General features: G+C 71.8%; 14 protein-coding genes. 7 read left to right on the top strand and 7 right to left on the bottom strand.

The window, feature by feature from the left end:
• The first annotated feature begins 61 nt into the window (after window positions 1-61).
• The 5 genes from PS271_RS05920 to PS271_RS05900 all read left to right on the top strand — a co-directional run bounded on the left by PS271_RS05920 (window position 62) and on the right by PS271_RS05900 (window position 9,198).
• A complete protein-coding gene (locus PS271_RS05920) occupies window positions 62-844 on the top strand; it encodes a DsbA family protein (RefSeq protein ID WP_398380700.1) in 783 nt (260 codons plus the stop codon).
• A gap of 83 nt (window positions 845-927) precedes the next feature.
• Window positions 928-1,797 (top strand): prolipoprotein diacylglyceryl transferase, encoded by an 870-nt coding sequence (gene lgt / locus PS271_RS05915; RefSeq protein ID WP_398380698.1) that lies wholly within the window; start codon window positions 928-930, stop codon window positions 1,795-1,797.
• Window positions 1,798-2,125: 328 nt separating this feature from the next.
• Window positions 2,126-2,857, top strand: coding sequence for a VIT1/CCC1 transporter family protein (locus tag PS271_RS05910; RefSeq protein WP_398380697.1), 732 nt, complete (start codon window positions 2,126-2,128; stop codon window positions 2,855-2,857).
• 337 nt (window positions 2,858-3,194) lie between these two features.
• Entirely contained in the window at window positions 3,195-7,745 is a 4,551-nt protein-coding gene (gene gltB / locus PS271_RS05905) for a glutamate synthase large subunit (RefSeq protein WP_398380696.1), read from the top strand.
• Complete coding sequence (locus tag PS271_RS05900; protein ID WP_398380695.1) at window positions 7,738-9,198, top strand: glutamate synthase subunit beta; 1,461 nt, start codon at window positions 7,738-7,740, stop codon at window positions 9,196-9,198. The genes gltB and PS271_RS05900 overlap by 8 nt, the downstream gene beginning before the upstream one ends.
• 111 nt (window positions 9,199-9,309) lie before the next feature.
• Here PS271_RS05900 and PS271_RS05895 read toward each other — a convergent pair whose 3' ends face one another.
• From PS271_RS05895 to PS271_RS05880, 4 genes are read right to left on the bottom strand one after another with little or no spacing between them, the layout of a single operon-like run.
• Window positions 9,310-9,975: a 3-keto-alpha-glucoside-1,2-lyase-like domain-containing protein gene (locus tag PS271_RS05895; RefSeq protein ID WP_398380693.1), complete on the bottom strand. Its 666-nt coding sequence runs from the start codon at window positions 9,973-9,975 to the stop codon at window positions 9,310-9,312.
• The gene (gene wecB, locus PS271_RS05890; protein ID WP_398380690.1) at window positions 9,972-11,162 is read right to left on the bottom strand and encodes a non-hydrolyzing UDP-N-acetylglucosamine 2-epimerase; all 1,191 of its coding nucleotides are present in this window, start codon (window positions 11,160-11,162) and stop codon (window positions 9,972-9,974) included. Before wecB ends, PS271_RS05895 begins: the two co-directional genes overlap by 4 nt.
• A gap of 41 nt (window positions 11,163-11,203) precedes the next feature.
• A complete protein-coding gene (locus PS271_RS05885; RefSeq protein WP_398380688.1) occupies window positions 11,204-12,460 on the bottom strand; it encodes a glycosyltransferase family 2 protein in 1,257 nt (418 codons plus the stop codon).
• On the bottom strand, window positions 12,457-12,666 hold the full coding sequence (locus PS271_RS05880) for a hypothetical protein (RefSeq protein ID WP_398380687.1): 210 nt from the start codon (window positions 12,664-12,666) through the stop codon (window positions 12,457-12,459). The genes PS271_RS05885 and PS271_RS05880 overlap by 4 nt, the downstream gene beginning before the upstream one ends.
• A gap of 360 nt (window positions 12,667-13,026) precedes the next feature.
• Here PS271_RS05880 and PS271_RS05875 point away from each other — a divergent pair, with 360 nt between their 5' ends.
• The gene (locus PS271_RS05875) at window positions 13,027-14,856 is read left to right on the top strand and encodes a DUF2334 domain-containing protein (protein ID WP_398380685.1); all 1,830 of its coding nucleotides are present in this window, start codon (window positions 13,027-13,029) and stop codon (window positions 14,854-14,856) included.
• The gene (locus PS271_RS05870) at window positions 14,853-15,926 is read left to right on the top strand and encodes a glycoside hydrolase family 113 (protein ID WP_398380683.1); all 1,074 of its coding nucleotides are present in this window, start codon (window positions 14,853-14,855) and stop codon (window positions 15,924-15,926) included. Before PS271_RS05875 ends, PS271_RS05870 begins: the two co-directional genes overlap by 4 nt.
• A 14-nt stretch (window positions 15,927-15,940) precedes the next feature.
• Here the strand turns inward: PS271_RS05870 and PS271_RS05865 are convergent, their stop codons facing one another.
• The 3 genes from PS271_RS05865 to PS271_RS05855 are packed head-to-tail and all read right to left on the bottom strand — an operon-like array spanning window position 15,941 to window position 18,552.
• Window positions 15,941-17,092, bottom strand: a complete 1,152-nt coding sequence (locus tag PS271_RS05865) for a sensor histidine kinase (protein WP_398380682.1) — start codon at window positions 17,090-17,092, stop codon at window positions 15,941-15,943.
• Entirely contained in the window at window positions 17,089-17,766 is a 678-nt protein-coding gene (locus PS271_RS05860) for a response regulator (protein ID WP_398380681.1), read from the bottom strand. Before PS271_RS05860 ends, PS271_RS05865 begins: the two co-directional genes overlap by 4 nt.
• Window positions 17,767-17,826: 60 nt before the next feature.
• Window positions 17,827-18,552, bottom strand: a complete 726-nt coding sequence (locus PS271_RS05855) for a hypothetical protein (protein WP_398380679.1) — start codon at window positions 18,550-18,552, stop codon at window positions 17,827-17,829.
• Window positions 18,553-18,629: the final 77 nt, after the last annotated feature.

Genomic DNA, 18,629 nt, shown 5'->3' with positions numbered 1-18,629 from the left:
TTTGAAGGAACCCACGACCGGGGGCGCGCTGCGGCGCGTCCCCGGTTCGTTGTAGGGGGATGTGAGCCAGAAGAACTCGGACGGTAAGCGCAGCGCCCGCGAGCGGCTGCAGGAACAGCGGCAGCGCGAGGAGAGCCGGAGCAGGCGCAAGCGCACGCTGATCGCCGCGGCGGTCGTCGTCGCCGTGCTCGGCGCGGGCGCCGGCATCGCGGCGCTCGTGGCCAACTCGGGCGGAGGCAAGAAGAAGGAGCCCGCCGGCCCGCTGGTCGCCCCGCAGGGCGCCACCGGCAAGGACAGCGTCACCATCCCCGTCGGCAAGTCCGCGGCGAAGTCGACCCTCACGGTCTACGAGGACTTCCGCTGCCCCGCCTGCAGCCAGTTCGAGAACGGCTTCCGCGACGTGGTCAACGAGCTGGAGCAGAAGGGCGAGCTCAAGGCCGAGTACCACATCGTCACACTGATCGACAACAACCTCGGCGGCACCGGCTCGCTCAACGCCGCCAACGCGGCGGCCTGCGCCCAGGACGCCGGGAAGTTCTCCGCCTACCACGACCTGCTCTACAAGAACCAGCCGCCGGAGACGGACGACGCCTTCGGCAAGAAGGCGCGCCTGCTGGAGCTGGCCGGGCAGGTGCCCGGGCTGGACACGCCCGCGTTCCGCACCTGCGTCGACGACGGCACCCACGACAGCTGGGTGAAGAAGTCCCACGAGGCCTTCGGCAAGACCTCCTACCGTGCCACCCCGACCGTCCTGCTCAACGGCAAGAGCATCTACGCCGACCAGGCCAACCCGCTCACTCCGGACAAGCTGCGGCAGATGGTGGCGGAGGCCGCCAAGGGCTGAGCGGGGCTCCCCGGGCGTTACGCAGCTGTTGCGCCGGGTGGGTTGCCGTTCCGTCGCCCCGGCAGGGTAGCGTCGGGGACGTCATGGAACTCGCATACATTCCCAGCCCGTCGACGGGCGTGATCCACCTCGGCCCGGTCCCGCTGCGCGGCTATGCCTTCTGCATCATCATCGGCGTCTTCGTGGCGGTCTGGCTGGGCAACCGGCGCTGGATCGCCCGCGGCGGACGGGCGGGGACGGTAGCGGACATCGCCGTCTGGGCGGTGCCCTTCGGGCTCGTCGGCGGCCGGCTGTACCACGTCATCACCGACTACGAGCTGTACTTCGGCGAGGGCCGCGACTGGGTCAACGCCTTCAAGATCTGGGAGGGCGGCCTCGGCATCTGGGGCGCGGTCGCGCTCGGCGCGGTCGGCGCGTGGATCGGCTGCCGGCGCCGCGGCATCCCGCTGCCGGCCTGGGCGGACGCCCTCGCGCCCGGCCTCGCCGTGGCCCAGGCGATCGGCCGCTGGGGCAACTGGTTCAACCAGGAGCTCTACGGCAAGCCGACGGACCTGCCGTGGGCGCTGAAGATCGACGCGGACCCGGCGATCGGGCGGGTGGCGGGGACCTACCACCCGACGTTCCTGTACGAGTCGCTGTGGTGCCTGCTGATCGCGGGCCTGGTGATCTGGGCGGACCGCCGCTTCACGCTCGGGCACGGGCGGGCGTTCGCGCTGTACGTCGCCTCGTACACGGTGGGCCGCTTCTGGTTCGAGTACCTGCGCGTCGACGACGCCCACCACGTGCTGGGCCTGCGGCTCAACGGATGGACGTCGATCGTGGTGTTCGTGGGCGCGGTCGCCTACATGATCATCTCCGCGAAGAAGGCGCCGGGGCGGGAGAGCGTGGTCGAGCCGGTGCTTGACGGTGACTCGTCTGTGGAGGACTCGTCCCCGAAGATGAAGAAGGCCTGAGCCTGGTTCGGCGCCGCCGAGTCCCGCCGCAGTGGCTGATCGCCGCTGCGGCGGGATTTTTGTGCCTGCGGCACGGAGCGAGCAGTGCGTTGCCGCAGGCAACAAGATCCCGCCGCCGCGGCGCGCAACCCCCACCGGGGACACCGGCGGTGCCGAACCGGCCTCACCCCGTACGGTCACTGCTGCCGCCCGCCCGGCCGCCCCGTACGTCTACCCAGGTCAGCCAGGCCTTCCTTGCTAGCGGATCAAGCTCATCCTGCGTACCTTCGAACGCATCGGGGGGCGCACGGGCAAGCCGTCACGCCCCGGCGAAGGGAGCGAACCGGAGATGTCTGTCCTGGAAGCCGTCGCAGCACCGCACATAGCGCACCGCGACAACCACACCCACCGCGACGTGAACGGCGGCTGGCTCCGTCCCGCGGTGTTCGGCGCCATGGACGGCCTGGTCTCCAACGTCGCGCTGATGACGGGCGTCGCGGGCGGCGCCGCCGCCCCCGGCACGATCGTGATCGCGGGCCTGGCCGGCCTCGCCGCCGGTGCCTTCTCGATGGCTGCCGGCGAGTACACCTCCGTGGCCTCGCAGCGCGAGCTCGTCCTCGCCGAGCTGGACGTGGAGCGCCGCGAGCTGCACAAGCACCCGGCCGACGAGCTGGCGGAGCTGGCCGCGCTCTACGAGTCGCGCGGCGTCGAGCCGAAGCTGGCGCTGGAAGTCGCCATGCAGCTCTCCCGGGACCCCGAGCAGGCGCTGGAGATCCACGCCCGCGAGGAGCTCGGCATCGACCCCTCCGACCTGCCGTCGCCCATGGTCGCCGCCGTCTCGTCGTTCGGCTCGTTCGCGCTGGGTGCGCTCCTGCCCCTGCTGCCGTACCTGCTGGGGGCCACCTCCCTGTGGCCCGCCGTGCTGCTGGCGCTCGTCGGCCTCTTCGCCTGCGGCGCCGTCGTGGCCCGGGTGACGGCCCGCTCCTGGTGGTTCAGCGGACTGCGCCAGCTGTTCCTCGGCGCTGCCGCGGCGGGTGTGACTTACGTCCTTGGTATTGCCTTCGGCACCGCCCTGGGGTGATGCTTTATGCGGGGTCCCGCATAACGTACGGATGACGGAGCGGTTTCAGCCCCTCGACGACCGGGCACAATCCGGGAGCGCAGCGGGCAACGCCGCCCGCTCTGTGCTGTGTCCGGCGCCGCCGGGCCGGGCGATCCCCAAGGCTTCCGGCAGCTCGCCGCATCACCGCAGTGCCTCACCCGCAGTGTCCACATGCTGAACCGGGGCTTCCGCTTTTTGAGAAGCGCCCCATCATGTAACCTGCACCAAATTTCTTCCGCAGAGGGCCAACGTCGTCCCTCGGCACCTGCACCGGCCGCACCGGCCGGGACTGCCAAGACGACGACGGGAGCCGCCGATGCGATCCGCATCCCACCCCGCCCAGCAGGGAATGTACGACCCGCGGAACGAGCACGACGCCTGTGGCGTCGGCTTCGTCGCGACCCTCACCGGCGAGGCGAGCCACGCGCTCGTGGAACAGGCCCTCACCGTCCTGCGCAATCTGGAGCACCGCGGCGCCACCGGCTCCGAGCCCGACTCCGGTGACGGCGCCGGCATCCTGCTCCAGGTCCCCGACGCCTTCCTGCGGGAGAGCGTCCCCTTCGCTCTCCCCGAGCCCGGCGCGTACGCCGTCGGCATCGCGTTCCTGCCCGCGGACCCCGCGGAGGCGGACGCCGCCGTTCCGGCCATCGAGACGATCGCCCGCGAGGAGGGCCTGACCGTCCTCGGCTGGCGCGCCGTCCCGGTCGCCCCCGAGCTGCTCGGCGCCAGCGCCCGCGCCACCATGCCGGACTTCCGCCAGCTCTTCGTCGCGGACGGCGCGAGCACCGGACTCGCCCTGGACCGCAAGGCGTTCGTGCTGCGCAAGCGCGCCGAGCGCGAGGCCGGGGTCTACTTCCCCTCGCTCTCCGCCCGCACGATCGTCTACAAGGGCATGCTGACCACCGGCCAGCTGGAGCCCTTCTTCCCGGACCTCTCCGACCGCCGCTGCGCCACCGCCATCGCGCTGGTCCACTCCCGCTTCTCCACCAACACCTTCCCGAGCTGGCCGCTCGCCCACCCGTACCGCTTCGTCGCCCACAACGGCGAGATCAACACCGTTCAGGGCAACCGCAACTGGATGCGCGCCCGCGAGTCGCAGCTCGAGAGCGAGCTGTTCGGGGCCGCCGGCAACCTCGGCCGCACCTTCCCCGTCTGCACCCCCGACGCCTCCGACTCCGCCTCCTTCGACGAGGTCCTGGAGCTGCTCCACCTCGGTGGCCGGTCGCTTTCGCACAGCGTGCTGATGATGATCCCCGAGGCCTGGGAGAACCACGCCTCCATGGACCCGGCCCGCCGCGCCTTCTACCAGTACCACTCCACCCAGATGGAGCCCTGGGACGGACCGGCCTGCGTCACCTTCACCGACGGCACCCTCGTCGGCGCCGTCCTCGACCGCAACGGCCTGCGCCCCGGCCGCTACTGGGTCACCGACGACGGCCTCGTCGTGCTCTCCTCCGAGGTCGGCGTCCTCGACATCGACCCGGCCCGCGTCGTCCGCAAGGGCCGCCTCCAGCCCGGCCGCATGTTCCTCGTCGACACCGAGCGCCACCGCATCATCGAGGACGACGAGATCAAGGCCGAGCTCGCCGCCGCCGCGCCCTACGGGGAGTGGCTGGAGGCCGGCCTGATCGACCTGGCCGACCTCCCCGAGCGCGAGCACATCGTGCACACCCACGCCTCGGTCACCCGCCGCCAGCAGACCTTCGGCTACACCGAGGAGGAGCTGCGCGTCATCCTCGCCCCCATGGCCAAGGCCGGGGCCGAGCCGATCGGCTCCATGGGCACGGACTCGCCGATCGCCGCGCTCTCCGAGCGGCCCCGGCTGCTCTTCGACTACTTCACCCAGCTGTTCGCGCAGGTCACCAACCCCCCGCTGGACGCCATCCGCGAGGAGCTCGTCACCTCGCTCATCTCCTCCCTCGGCCCGCAGGGCAACCTCCTGGAGCCCACCGCGGCCTCCTGCCGCAGCGTCACCCTGCCCTTCCCCGTCATCGACAACGACGAGCTCGCCAAGCTCATCCACATCAACGCCGACGGGGACATGCCGGGCCTTGCGGCCGTCACCCTCTCCGGCCTCTACCGCGTCGCCGGCGGCGGCGAGGCCCTGGCCGCCCGCCTCACGGAGATCTGCGCCGAGGCCGACGCCGCCATCGCCGGCGGCGCCCGCCTCATCGTCCTCTCCGACCGCCACTCCGACGCCGAGCACGCCCCGATCCCCTCGCTGCTGCTCACCTCAGCCGTCCACCACCACCTCATCCGCACCAAGCAGCGCACCCACGTGGGCCTGCTGGTCGAGGCGGGCGACGTCCGCGAGGTGCACCACGTCGCGCTGCTCATCGGCTACGGCGCGGCCGCCGTCAACCCGTACCTGGCGATGGAGTCCGTCGAGGACCTCGTCCGCGCAGGGACGTTCCTGCGGGACATCGAGGCCGAGGACGCGATCCGCAACCTCATCAAGGCCCTCGGCAAGGGCGTCCTGAAGGTCATGTCCAAGATGGGCATCTCCACCGTGGCCTCCTACCGCGGCGCCCAGGTCTTCGAGGCGATCGGCCTGGACGAGGGCTTCGTCGACACCTACTTCCACGGCACCACCACCAAGATCGGCGGCGCGGGCCTGGACGTCGTCGCCCGCGAGGTCGCCGCCCGCCACGCCAAGGCCTACCCGGCCACCGGCATCGCGGCCAGCCACCGCCGCCTCGACATCGGCGGCGAGTACCAGTGGCGCCGCGAGGGCGAGCCGCACCTGTTCGACCCGGACACCGTCTTCCGGCTCCAGCACGCCACGCGCGCCCGCCGCTACGACATCTTCAAGCAGTACACCGAGCGCGTGAACGAGCAGTCCGAGCGGCTGATGACGCTCCGCGGCCTGTTCTCCCTCACGACCGAGCGGGAGCCCGTCCCGCTCGACGAGGTCGAGCCCGTCAGCGAGATCGTCAAGCGCTTCTCCACCGGCGCCATGTCGTACGGCTCGATCTCCCGCGAGGCCCACGAGACCCTCGCCATCGCCATGAACCGGCTGGGCGGCAAGTCCAACACCGGCGAGGGCGGCGAGGACCCCGACCGCCTCTACGACCCCGAGCGCCGCTCCAGCATCAAGCAGGTCGCCTCCGGCCGCTTCGGCGTGACGAGCGAGTACCTCGTCAACTCCGACGACATCCAGATCAAGATGGCCCAGGGCGCCAAGCCCGGCGAGGGCGGCCAGCTGCCCGGCCACAAGGTCTACCCGTGGGTCGCCAAGACCCGGCACTCCACGCCCGGCGTCGGCCTGATCTCGCCGCCGCCGCACCACGACATCTACTCCATCGAGGACCTCGCCCAGCTCATCCACGACCTGAAGAACGCCAACCCGGCCGCCCGCATCCACGTGAAGCTGGTGTCCGAGGTCGGCGTCGGCACGGTCGCGGCGGGCGTCTCCAAGGCCCACGCCGACGTCGTCCTGATCTCCGGCCACGACGGCGGCACCGGCGCCTCGCCCCTGACGAGCCTCAAGCACGCGGGCGGCCCCTGGGAGCTCGGCCTCGCCGAGACCCAGCAGACGCTGCTGCTCAACGGCCTGCGCGACCGCATCGTCGTGCAGACCGACGGCCAGCTGAAGACCGGCCGCGACGTGGTCGTCGCCGCCCTCCTCGGCGCCGAGGAGTTCGGCTTCGCCACCGCCCCGCTCGTCGTCTCCGGCTGCGTCATGATGCGCGTCTGCCACCTGGACACCTGCCCGGTCGGCATCGCCACCCAGAACCCCGTCCTGCGCGAGCGCTTCAGCGGCAAGGCCGAATTCGTCGTCAACTTCTTCGAGTTCATCGCCGAGGAGGTCCGCGAGCTCCTCGCCGAGCTGGGTTTCCGCACCCTCCAGGAGGCCGTCGGCCACGCCGAACTCCTCGACACCGGCCGCGCCGTGACCCACTGGAAGGCCCAGGGCCTGGACCTCGCCCCGCTGCTGCACGTGCCGGAGCTGCCCGCCGGGGCCGTCCGCCACCGCACCACCGAGCAGGACCACGGCCTGGCCAAGGCCCTCGACAACGAGCTCATCGAGCTCGCCGCCGACGCCCTCGCGGTCTCCTCCGCCGAGGACGCCCGCCCCGTCCGCGCCCAGGTCGCCATCCGCAACATCAACCGGACCGTGGGCACCATGCTCGGCCACGAGGTCACCAAGCGCTTCGGCGGCGCCGGCCTGCCCGACGACACCATCGACATCACCTTCACGGGCTCCGCCGGCCAGTCCTTCGGCGCCTTCCTGCCCCGCGGCATCACCCTGCGCCTGGAGGGCGACGCCAACGACTACGTCGGCAAGGGCCTGTCCGGCGGGCGGATCGTCGTCCGCCCCGACCGCGGCGCGGACCACCTCGCCGAGTACTCGGTCATCGCCGGCAACACCCTCGCCTACGGCGCGACCGGCGGCGAGATGTTCCTGCGCGGCCGCGTCGGCGAGCGCTTCTGCGTCCGCAACTCCGGCGCCACCGTGGTCTCCGAAGGGGTCGGCGACCACGGCTGCGAGTACATGACGGGCGGCCGGGCCGTCGTCCTCGGCGAGACCGGGCGCAACTTCGCGGCCGGCATGTCCGGCGGCGTCGCCTACGTGATCGACCTCGACCCCGACAACGTCAACAAGGAGCTGGCCGCCGCCGTCGAACCCCTCGACGCCGCCGACCGGCAGTGGCTGCACGACGTCGTGCGCCGCCACCACGAGGAGACCGCCTCCACCGTCGCGGCCGGCCTCCTCGCCGGCTGGGACACCGCCGCCGGCCGTTTCAGCAAGGTCGTCCCGGCCACCTACAAGGCAGTGCTCGCCGCCAAGGACGCCGCCGAGCGAGCGGGTCTCTCCGAGACGGAGACCCACGAGAAGATGATGGAGGCGGCGACCAATGGCTGACCCCAAGGGCTTCCTGACCACCGGGCGCGAGGTCGCCGAGACCCGCCCCGTCGCCGAGCGCGTCCGCGACTGGAACGAGGTGTACGTCCCCGGCTCCCTGCTGCCGGTCATCAGCAAGCAGGCGAGCCGCTGCATGGACTGCGGCATCCCCTTCTGTCACAACGGCTGCCCGCTCGGCAACCTCATCCCCGAGTGGAACGACTACGCCTACCGCGACGACTGGCAGGCGGCCAGCGAGCGGCTGCACGCGACCAACAACTTCCCCGAGTTCACCGGCCGGCTCTGCCCCGCTCCCTGCGAGGCCGCCTGCGTCCTCGGCATCAACCAGCAGCCCGTCACCATCAAGAACGTCGAAGTCACCATCATCGACAAGGCCTGGGCCGCGGGCGACGTCACCCCCCAGCCGCCCGAGCGGCTCTCCGGCAAGACCGTCGCCGTCATCGGCTCCGGCCCCGCCGGCCTCGCCGCCGCCCAGCAGCTCACCCGCGCCGGCCACACGGTCGCCGTCTACGAGCGCGCCGACCGCATCGGCGGCCTCCTGCGCTACGGCATCCCCGAGTTCAAGATGGAGAAGCGGCACATCAACCGCCGCATCGAGCAGATGCGCGCGGAGGGCACCAAGTTCCGCACCGAGGTGGAGATCGGGCGCGACATCGACGCCGCCAAGCTCCGCAAGCGCTACGACGCCGTCGTCATCGCCGCCGGCGCCACCACCTCCCGCGACCTGCCCGTCCCCGGCCGCGACCTCAAGGGCATCCACTTCGCGATGGAGTACCTGCCCATGGCCAACAAGGTGCAGGAGGGCGACCTGACGGTCTCCCCGATCACCGCCGAGGGCAAGCACGTCGTCGTCATCGGCGGCGGCGACACCGGCGCCGACTGCGTCGGCACGGCCCACCGCCAGGGCGCGGCCTCCGTCACCCAGCTGGAGATCATGCCGCGGCCGGGAGAGGAGCGGAACGCGAACCAGCCCTGGCCGACCTTCCCCATGCTCTACAAGGTCACCTCGGCCCACGAGGAGGGTGGCGAGCGGATCTACTCCGTCTCCACCACGCACTTCGAGGGCGACGAGGACGGCAACGTCCAGTGGCTGCACCTCGTCGAGGTGGAGTTCACCGGCGGCAAGCTGGAGCAGAAGCCCGGCACCGAGCGCCGCATCCCCGCCCAGCTCGTCACCCTCGCCATGGGCTTCACCGGCACCGACCGGCAGAACGGCCTCGTCGAGCAGTTCGGCCTGGAGCTGGACACCCGCGGCAACATCGCCCGCAACGCCGACTACGCCACCAACGTCCCCGGCGTGTTCGTCGCCGGTGACGCCGGGCGCGGCCAGTCCCTCATCGTCTGGGCCATCGCCGAGGGCCGCTCCGCCGCCCGGGGCGTGGACCGCTACCTCACCGGCACCAGCACCCTGCCGGCCCCGGTCCGCCCGACGGACCGCGCCCTGACGGTCTGACAGCCCGGCCCGTCCCGGAATCCGGCTCGTCCCGGAAAAAGCTCGCGGCGCCTGCCCCACCCCGACCACAGGTGGCAGGCGCCGCGCTGTCACGTCCCCCTGCCGGACCCCTCACCCGGCCTGGTGCACTATCAGGTCGCGGAACTCCACCTTCGCGTCCTCGGTGTACACCCCCACGCTGCCCTCCCGGTAAGGACGCTCCCGGTCCTCGTAGGCGACCAGCCCCTGCCCGCCGACGCTCACCTCCATGCGCGCCCCGCGCTGCGCCACCCGCACCGACGACCACGCGCCGATGGGGAACCGCCCCTGGCCGGTCGCCAGGAAGCGCTGCCCGCCCCCGTAGGCGGGGTCGCGCTTGCCGAGCTCCCAGCCGTTCGGCTTGAGGGTGATGTAGTAGAAGTGCTCGGGGTCGGTGTACGCCCACAGCAGCCACGGCACCTCCCACGGGTTGGGCTCGGGCGTGCGCAGCTGGGCGACCGTGCGCATGCGCGCCTCGAAGTCCACGTCCTCGAAGCGGGCCGTGGAGACGATCAGCCCGGCGTGGGTCTCGTCCGGCACCCGGGAGGGCTTGGGGGAGAGGAAGAGGCCGTCGTGGCGGCCGATGTTCTCGCCGTGGCCGTCGAAGACCGACCGCCACGGGCCGTGGACCGATCCCTCGGCCCACGGCCGGCCCGGCCCGCCGTCACCGGGCCAGAGGCTGCTCACCGCGAGGGCGGCGCCCGCCACCGCGAGGGCGGCGAGCAGCGTGAGACCGAGCAGCCGCTGAACTCTCGTCATGCCGTCGAGTATGACCCCGGCCCCTCGGTGCGGGTGGTGATCAGCCCGGCGGGGCCGCCGTCATCCGCATCGGCGCCGAAATCCTCCGCGAGCTGGGCGATGATGCGGTCGGTGGCGTGGCCGTCCCCGAAGGGATTGCCGGCCGTGGCCATCCGCGCGTAGGCGGCAGGATCATCCAAAAGGTGGACGGTGGCCTCCAGGATGGCCTCGGGGTCGGTGCCCACGAGCCGGGCGGCGCCGGCCTCGACGGCCTCGGGGCGCTCGGTGGTGGTGCGCAGGACGAGGGCCGGCTTGCCGAGGGTGGGGGCCTCCTCCTGGATGCCGCCGGAGTCGGTGAGGACCAGGTCGCAGGCGGCGAGGGTGGCGGAGAAGTCGAGGTAGCCGAGCGGTTCGGCGATCGCGATGTGCGGGTGGCCGGTCAGCTCGGGCAGGAGGGCGTCGCGGACGGCGGGGCTCTTGTGGAGCGGCAGCACCATCTCCACGTCGCCCCGGTCGGCGAGCCGCCGCAGGGCGTTGCCCATGGAGCGCATCACGGCGCCCTGGTTCTCGCGGCGGTGCAGCGTGACGAGGACGCGCCGCAGGCCGGTGCGGAAGAGGCTGCGGCCGGTGCCCTCTTCCAGCACCCACAGGAGGTTGTCGATGACGGTGTTGCCGGTGGTGAACACCTCGGCCCCGGGAACGCCTTCGGCCGTCAGGTGGTCCGCGGCCCGCTGCGTGGGCGCGAAGTGCCAGCGCGCCATCCGGCCTATCAGGCGGCGGTTGAGCTCCTCGGGGAAGGGGTTGTCGAGGACGCCGGTGCGCAGCCCCGCCTCGACGTGGGCGATGGGGATGCGCTCGTAGAACGCGGCGAGGGCGCCCGTCAGGGCGGTGGTGGTGTCGCCCTGGACGATGACGAGGTCGGGGCGCTCGGCCCGGACGACCTCGCCGAGGCCGTCCACGAGGCGGGCCGTGAGCGTGGACAGCTGCTGCCGGTCGCGCATGACGTCGAGCCGGGCGTGGACCGGGACGCGCAGGAGGTCCAGCATCTGGTGGAGCATCTCGCGGTGCTGGCCGGTGGTGACGACGAGCGGTTCGAAGAGCGGGGAGAGCGCCATGGCACGGGCCACGGGCGCCAGTTTGATGGCCTCGGGTCGGGTGCCCAGCACGAGCATGGCGCGTACGGGCGCGGTGATGAGGTCAGCGGACATGGTTCTCCCTGGGAAGGGCCTGTCGGGCGTGGGGGTTCGGTTCAGGTGCGCGCGGTCTTCAGCCACGTCTGCTTGCCGGTGAGCATCCGCCACAGCCCCCACCAGCCGGCCGCGAACCAGATGTAGCCGTAGAAGATGAAGACGTGGGAGAGCAGGATCGAGCGCACGAGCCCGAGGCCGCGTTCGCGTCTGCGGTAGACGAAGCCGTACGCGTAGGCGGCGGTGAAGGACAGCACGTACGGGCCGATGATCCACATCGGGGTGATCAGCGGGCGCCCGGCCTGCACGGAGCCGATGACGGTGCCGGCGACCGCGACCAGGAAGGACAGCGGCAGCAGCGAGGTGAGCAGGATGAGGACCGGGCTGGAGAGGTGGTAGAGCAGGTCGACGGCGGCACGGGTGGGGACGGAGCGCAGGATCAGCGGCACCAGCCCCGCCGACTGCAAGTGCCCCTGGAACCAGCGCGAGCGCTGGCGGACCAGGCGGCGGACGTCGAGCACGGCCTGCTGCGAGACCGCGGCCGCGGTGCAGTGCTGGTTGGTCCAGCCACGGGCGATGAGCCGGACCCCGAGGTCGAGGTCTTCGGTGAGGGAGTCGCTCCAGGGCCCGCCCTCCTGACCCGGGACGGCGAGGGAGTCGAGCGCGGCGAGCCGCATGAACTGTCCGTTGCCGCCCATTCCGACGCTGCCGATATAGCGCCGGGCGCACTGGAAGATATCGCCGTAGATGACGAATTCCATGTCCTGGAGCCGGGCCAGCAGGCCCAGGTGGCGGTTGTACATGCGCACGCCGATCTGGGTGGCACCGACGCGCGGATTGTCGAAGAAGGGGTCGACGGACTGGACCACGTGTTCGTCGAGCCGGCCGTCGGCGTCGACGACGCAGATGATGACGTCGTGCGGGTCGTAGCCGTCCATGAGGCCCGACTCGCGCAGGTGGCGGATTCCGGCGTTGAGGGCGGCGCCCTTGCCGCGGCGCGCGTTCGGCAGGGTGCGCTGCAGGAGGCGGACGCGCTCGGGGTCGGCGGCGCGGGCGATGTCGGCGGTGCCGTCGTCGGAGGCGTCGTCGATCACCAGGGCCAGGAAATTACCGGCGGGCAGGGCAGTGATCCGGGCGAGGCTCTCCGCGAGGACCTTTTCCTCGTTCAGGCAGGCGAGCAGAAAGACGTACAGGCGTTGTTGCCGGGGGCCCCGGACGCGGCGCATCCGGCGCCGGGAGAGCAGGAACAACGTGGTGTTGTAGCAGCCCGCCATCACGATGATGGCGATGGCGGATCCCAGCAGGACCTCGCCGGTCAAGGCCGGCTGCCGGTGGTTCCGGCGGGCGCGCCGCCTTCCGGAGCGGTGCCGCCGAGCGTGCCGCGGGCCGCGAACCAGAGTTTCACGGCGATGATGACGAACGCGCTCGTGCAGTAGAGCAGGAATCCGGCCCCGGCGGCTTCTTGCAGTCCTTTGGCAAAAGGAATGCCCGGTAGCACTTGGGGCGCGACCGTCAGCCCGGCCATGGGCAGGACGGAGCCCAGAGCGGGTTTTCCGTACATGAGTTCCCCCCGAATTGCGCCTCTCGATGACGAGGCAAGGCATGCGCAGGGAAGGTATCAGATCAGACCAGTATTACTGTCGGACTTGGTGGCTATTGTTGGAGCGGAATCTCAAATTCGAAGAACCTACCGGTCGTTATGCCTGATCATGGCCGGATGTGACGGGTGTGATTTCTGGTCTGCACCAATAGCCGTGTACGGAACTGCCCGCTCAGGACCGAAGTTGTCTATTGACATGCATCCTTCCTGGCCAGAAGAATCTGGCGACTGTCGGGCCCCTGAGGCAACGGGGGTGGCGACCGCAGCATTACCAGGGGGAATTCCATGCAAAACAAGCGAGGGAGATCCAGGAAAGTCCGGATCTCCGCCATCGCCATGCTCCTCGCCGCCCTGCTGGGCGGTGTCCTGTTTTCCTGGTCCGCCGGTGCCGCGATATCCGGGACCAAACCCCGCAGCACCGACGCCGTGAACCCGCTCGCACTCTCTCCGGAGAGCAGGAAACAACTCACCGCCGCGGCCAAGGAACGGGTCGCCAACGACCGGCTCCGCCGCAAGGGCGCCCTCACGGTCACCCCGGCGCCCGGCGCGGGCGTGAAGACCGCCGTCGCCGCGGCCGCGCTCGCCGCGCCGGCCGGCACCTCGGCCCTCGTCCTCTACGACAACACCGGCCCCTACGGGCAACTGGGCGAGCTCTACGCCATGGCGACCGCCAACCTCGCCGGCCACTTCGGCACCGTCACCGCCAAGCCCGTCTCGGCCTACACCGCCGGCATGGTCAACCAGTACACCGCCACGGTCTACCTCGGCTCGACCTACTACGGGGGCACCGTCCCCGACGCCGTTCCCGCCGCCTTCTACCAGGACGCCATGGCCACCAGCCGGCCCGTCACCTGGATCGGCGACAACATCTGGAACATGGCCGGCGCGGTCGGCATCGCCCAGTTCAAGCAGAAGTACGGCTGGGACCCCACCAACTCGTTCTACGAGAGCGGCGGTTCCGTCGGCAACATCAACCAGGTCACGTACAAGGGCCAGCAGCTGACCCGGCAGATCCCCGCCGGCCAGGACGGGGGAGTGCTCCACCCCGCCCTCGTCACCGGCCCGGGCATCCCGGCCGTCACCCGCCTCGCCGACGCCAAGGACGGCACGACCGGCGCCGTCAGCCCCTGGGCGATCCGCTCCTCCAACCTCACCTATCTCGGTGAGATCCCCTTCGCGTACGTCTCCGAGAGCGACCGCGTCATCGTCTTCGAGGACCTCCTCTTCGACGCCCTCGCGCCCTCGACCGCCGAGCGCCACCGGGCCTTCGTCCGCCTGGAGGACATCAGCCCCAAGTCCGACCCGGCCCAGCTGCGGACCATCGCGAACTACCTCAAGGCGCAGAAGATCCCGTACGGGATCAACGTCATCCCCGTCTACACCGACCCCAAGGGCACCTACAACAACGGCGTCCCCGAGACGATCACCCTGGCCCAGGCCCCGGCCCTCGTCACCGAGCTCAAGAACATGATCGCGGGCGGCGCCGTCCTGATGAACCACGGCTACACCCACCAGTACGGCACGGCCAACAACCCGTACAACGGCGTCACCGGCGACGACTTCGAGTTCTTCCGCGCCCACGTCGACACGGCGGACAACGTCGTCCTCGACGGGCCGCCCGCCGAGGACTCCACCGTCTGGGCCCAGAGCCGCGTCACCCAGGCCCTGGCCGGATTCACCGCCGCCGGACTGCCCAAACCGGCCTTGTGGACCACTCCGCACTACGCGGCCTCCGCCACCGACTACCGTGTCCTCGGCCAGAACTACTCCGCACGCCTGGAGCGCTCGTTGTACTTCGCCGGCACGCTCACCGGTGGCACACCGGACAACAGCCGCTACATCGGCCAGTTCTTCCCGTACGCCGTCAAGGACGTCTACGGGACGACCGTCCTGCCCGAGAACATCGGCAACTACGAGCCCGAGCCGTACAACAACCACCCGCCGCGGCTGCCCGCCGACCTCATCGCCTCCGCCAAGGCCAACCTGGCCGTCCGCGACGGTGTGGCCAGCTTCTTCTACCACCCCTACTACCCGCTGGCGCCGTTGCAGCAGACGATCGAGGGCATCAAGGCCCTCGGCTACACCTTCGTCGGCCCCACGGACCTGAACCAGTGAGCGCCGGGAGGAGGGCGGCCGGTGCGCTGCTCGCGGCCGCCCTCCTCCTCGCCGGGTGCCTCACGGGCTGCTCCTCGGGCGGCCCCGACGGGGACTCCGGCGAGGAGACGCCGCCCGGCCCGAGCGCCCGCCCCGACGACGGGAAGGCGACCGGTATGCGCGGCATCACCCTCCCCTCCTGGAACACCGGCGACTACTCCGGCCCCGACGCCGCCCCGTACCTGCGGCAGATCGCCGCCACCGGCGCCCGCTGGGTGACCTTCACCCCCACCTGGTACCAGGACGGCACCGGCGACGCGGGCATGCACACCACCGGCGAGACCGCCGGCGACGACGCCCTGCGGCACGTCATCGGCGTCGCCCACAAGACCGGCCTCAAGGTCATGCTCAAGCCGCACGTCGACCTCGTGAAGGGCGGCGACCGGGCGAGCATCCGGCCCGGTGACCCCGACGCCTGGTTCACCGCGTACGAGCGCTTCATCACCCACTACGCGACGCTCGCCGCCGACACGAAGACGGAGCAGCTCGCCGTCGGCACCGAACTGGCCGGCACCTCCCGCGACGGCTCCCGCTGGAGCAAGGTCGTCCGCGCCGTCCGCGACCGCTACCGCGGCCCCCTGACCTACGCCGCCAACTACGACGAATACCGCACCGTCGCCTTCTGGGACGACCTCGACGTCATCGGCATCGACGCCTACTGGCCCCTCGCCGAGCGTCCCACGACCGACACGGACCGGCTCCGCGACGCCTGGAAGCCCATCACCGCCGAGCTCGCCGCCTTCTCCGCCCGCCGGCACCGCAAGATCCTCTTCACCGAGGCCGGCTACGTCAGCCAGCGCGGCACCACCACCGCCCCCTACTCCTGGACCGTCAGCAAGAGCGGCGGCGAGGACGAACAGGCCGCCGCCTACGAGGCGCTGCTCACCGCACTCGACGGAAAGCCCTGGTGGGCGGGGGTCTGCTGGTGGATGTGGGACGACTGGCCCGACGCCGGCGAAACCCCGCGCCGCCTCGCGTACACGCCCCACGGCAAGCCGGCGGAGAAGGTGCTGCGACAGCACTGGAAGTGAGGGGCGGGCCCCTTTCACCGCCTCCGGTCCACCGGGAAGAGCGCCGTGACCTCCCAGCCGCCCTCCGGCGCGGGCCCCGCCCGTAGCAGGCCGCCCATCGCCTTCGCGCGCTCGCTCAGGCCCACCAGGCCGAAGCCGCCGCCCCGGGCCTTCTCCGGGAGCGCGGCCGCGTTCTTGCCGTCGTCGGCGATGCGCAGCTCGACGCCCGCGGGCACCCCGCGGATGCCGATCCGTACGGCCGTGGCGTCCGCGGCGTGCTTGCGGATGTTGGTGAGGGCCTCGCGGACGACGCGGTGCACGCCCGCGGCGACCTCGGCGGGGATCCAGCCCTCCAGCCCCTGCTCGATGTAGAGGACGACGGGCGGCCCCGTGCGCGCGAAGGCCTCGGTGAGCGCACGCACCTCGGGCAGCCCGGCGACCGGCTCCGTCTCCGCCTCTCCCTCCCGCAGCACGCTCACCAGGCGGCGCATCGCGCCGAGCGCCTCCCCCGCGGACGTCTCGATGCGCTCGAACGCACCGGCCGCCGCGGGCCCCTCCACCGCGGTGAAGCGGGCGGCCTGGGCCTGCACGGCGATGCCGGTGATGTGGTGGGCGACGAGGTCGTGGAGCTCGCGGGCGAGTTCGAGGCGCTCCGCGGTGCGGACGGCGGTCAGATCCCGTACGCGCTGGCCGGCGTGGCTGCGCAGGAGCAGCGAGTACGTGCCCACGACGACCAGCAGCATCGAGAACAGGGCCGTGAACCACTCGGGGTTGAGGTCGCGCATGGGCGCGGCCACGACGGCGACGGCGAGCAGCGGGCCGAGGATCCCCGCGACGCGGTTCGAGGACTTGCTGACGACGAGGGTGAAGAGGACGAGCAGGGCGACGTCCTCGCCCATGCCCCACACGATGCGGGGGTGCGGCCCGATCATCAGGGCGGCGGAGGAGACGAGGGAGACCGCGGCCGCGACGGACGCCCGTACGGTCAGCGGGATCCACCCGTAGGGCACGGCACACAGGCAGACGAGGACGCCCGAGGCGAGGACGATGGCGTGCGGCTCGCTCGGCTGCCGGGTGAGCGCGATGCCCTCCAGGCCCACGAGGCAGAGCAGGACGGCCCCGAGCGCGGCCTTCGCGAAGGCCGCCCGCCGGGGGTGGCGGAGGGCCCAGCCGGCCCACCTGGTCACGTGCCGCCCGCGGCCAGCCCGCTCTCCCAGGCCCAGGCGGCGATCTCGACGCGGTTGCGGGCGTCCAGCTTCGTCTGCACGTTGGCCAGGTGGGTCTTGACCGTGGACAGCGACACGAAGAGCTCGGCGGCGATCTCGGCGTTGGTCGCGCCGCGGGCCAGGCAGCGCACGACGTCGGCCTCGCGGTCGGTCAGCGGCTCGGAGGGGGCCCGCGCCGGGCCCGCGGGGCCGCCGGGGGCCATGTCGCGCAGGAGGCGGACGGTGATGGCGGGGGAGATGAGGGAGTCGCCGACGGCGGCCGCGTGCACGGCCTCGACCAGCATGGCGGGGCTCGCGTCCTTCAGGAGGAAGCCGGAGGCGCCGTTGCGGAGCGCGGTGTGCACGTATTCGTCGAGGTCGAAGGTGGTGACGATGACGATGCGCGGGCGCCCGCCGAGCCCCGGCCGGGAGGCCGTGCGCTCCGACAGGCGGCGGGTGACCTCCAGGCCGTCGAGCTTGGGCATCCGGATGTCGAGGAGCAGCACGTCGGGCTCGTGCTCCTCGACGGCGGCCAGGGCGGCCTCGCCGTCCACGACGTCGGCGACGACCTCGATGTCGGGCTGGCTCTCCAGGATCATGCGGAAGCCGGTGCGGACCATCTCCTGGTCGTCCGCGATGACCACGGTGATCGCCATACTCGTTCCTTGCGGTCCCTTGCGCTGTGCTGACCGTGCGGCGGTGCCCGCCGTACGGGGTTACTCCCCGGTGCCGCGGACGGCCCGGCGGGCGGCGAGGCGGCGCACGCCGTAGGCGCCGCCGCCGAGGGCGAGCAGGCCGACGCCGCCCGCGAGGGCAGGGGCGCCGATGTCGTGCCGGCCCTTGATGACCTCGCCCGCTTCGACGACCCGCTTGACGGGGTTGCTGGAGGCGGCGTGGAGCGTGCGCGGGCGGTGCGGGGCCTGCGGCTCGTCGCTGTTGCGCACGGTGACGACATGGCCGGAACCGGTGGTGGTGCCGGGGGCGTGCCCGGTGCCCTTGATGTCCTTGACGCCCTTGTGGGGGACCGCGGTGGCCTCGGCGCCGTCGGGGGTGTGCCGCAGGGTGCCGGAGGCGAAGTCGTAGTAATTGGTCAGCTGGGCCCCGTCGAGGGAGGCGCGCAGCGTGGGCTTCGCGGTGTCCCCGCCGAGGATGCGCAGGTGGAGCCGGTCGATGTCGGCCGCGGGGCGGGACGCGTCGATGGTGTGCTGCTGCTTGCCGTGCTTGGTCACCGTCACCGACGTGCCGCGCTCGCCGGAGGCCAGCTGGGCGCGGCTGCCGTCGGGCAGCTGGACCTGCCGGACGACCACGGGGCGCCCCGAGCCGCTGTCCCTGCCGCCGGAGGAGCGGGCGTCCGCGGCGAGCGCACCGGCCGTCGGCCAGGCGACCGCGCCGACGGCGGCGGCGAGGACGGTGGCGGCGGCGATGCGGTGCTTGGCGGACACGGGGTCCCTCTTCCGTAACGGTCGGCTCGGTCTGCGGCCGCCGGTCGGCGGACCACGACTTCACGTTACGGGCCTTT

This window comes from Streptomyces sp. SCA2-17 (assembly GCF_044336695.1).
Note: the sequence above shows the minus strand (reverse complement) of the source record. Positions and strands in the feature narration are given on the sequence as shown.

Excerpts from the sequence above, each read along its gene's own strand:
- lgt (WP_398380698.1), top strand. The coding sequence starts at position 928 with ATGGAACTCGCATACATTCCCAGCCCGTCGACGGGCGTGATCCACCTC.
- PS271_RS05910 (WP_398380697.1), top strand. The coding sequence starts at position 2,126 with ATGTCTGTCCTGGAAGCCGTCGCAGCACCGCACATAGCGCACCGCGAC.
- gltB (WP_398380696.1), top strand. The coding sequence starts at position 3,195 with ATGCGATCCGCATCCCACCCCGCCCAGCAGGGAATGTACGACCCGCGG.
- PS271_RS05900 (WP_398380695.1), top strand. The coding sequence starts at position 7,738 with ATGGCTGACCCCAAGGGCTTCCTGACCACCGGGCGCGAGGTCGCCGAG.
- PS271_RS05895 (WP_398380693.1), bottom strand. The coding sequence starts at position 9,975 with ATGACGAGAGTTCAGCGGCTGCTCGGTCTCACGCTGCTCGCCGCCCTC.
- wecB (WP_398380690.1), bottom strand. The coding sequence starts at position 11,162 with ATGTCCGCTGACCTCATCACCGCGCCCGTACGCGCCATGCTCGTGCTG.
- PS271_RS05880 (WP_398380687.1), bottom strand. The coding sequence starts at position 12,666 with ATGGCCGGGCTGACGGTCGCGCCCCAAGTGCTACCGGGCATTCCTTTT.
- PS271_RS05875 (WP_398380685.1), top strand. The coding sequence starts at position 13,027 with ATGCAAAACAAGCGAGGGAGATCCAGGAAAGTCCGGATCTCCGCCATC.
- PS271_RS05860 (WP_398380681.1), bottom strand. The coding sequence starts at position 17,766 with ATGGCGATCACCGTGGTCATCGCGGACGACCAGGAGATGGTCCGCACC.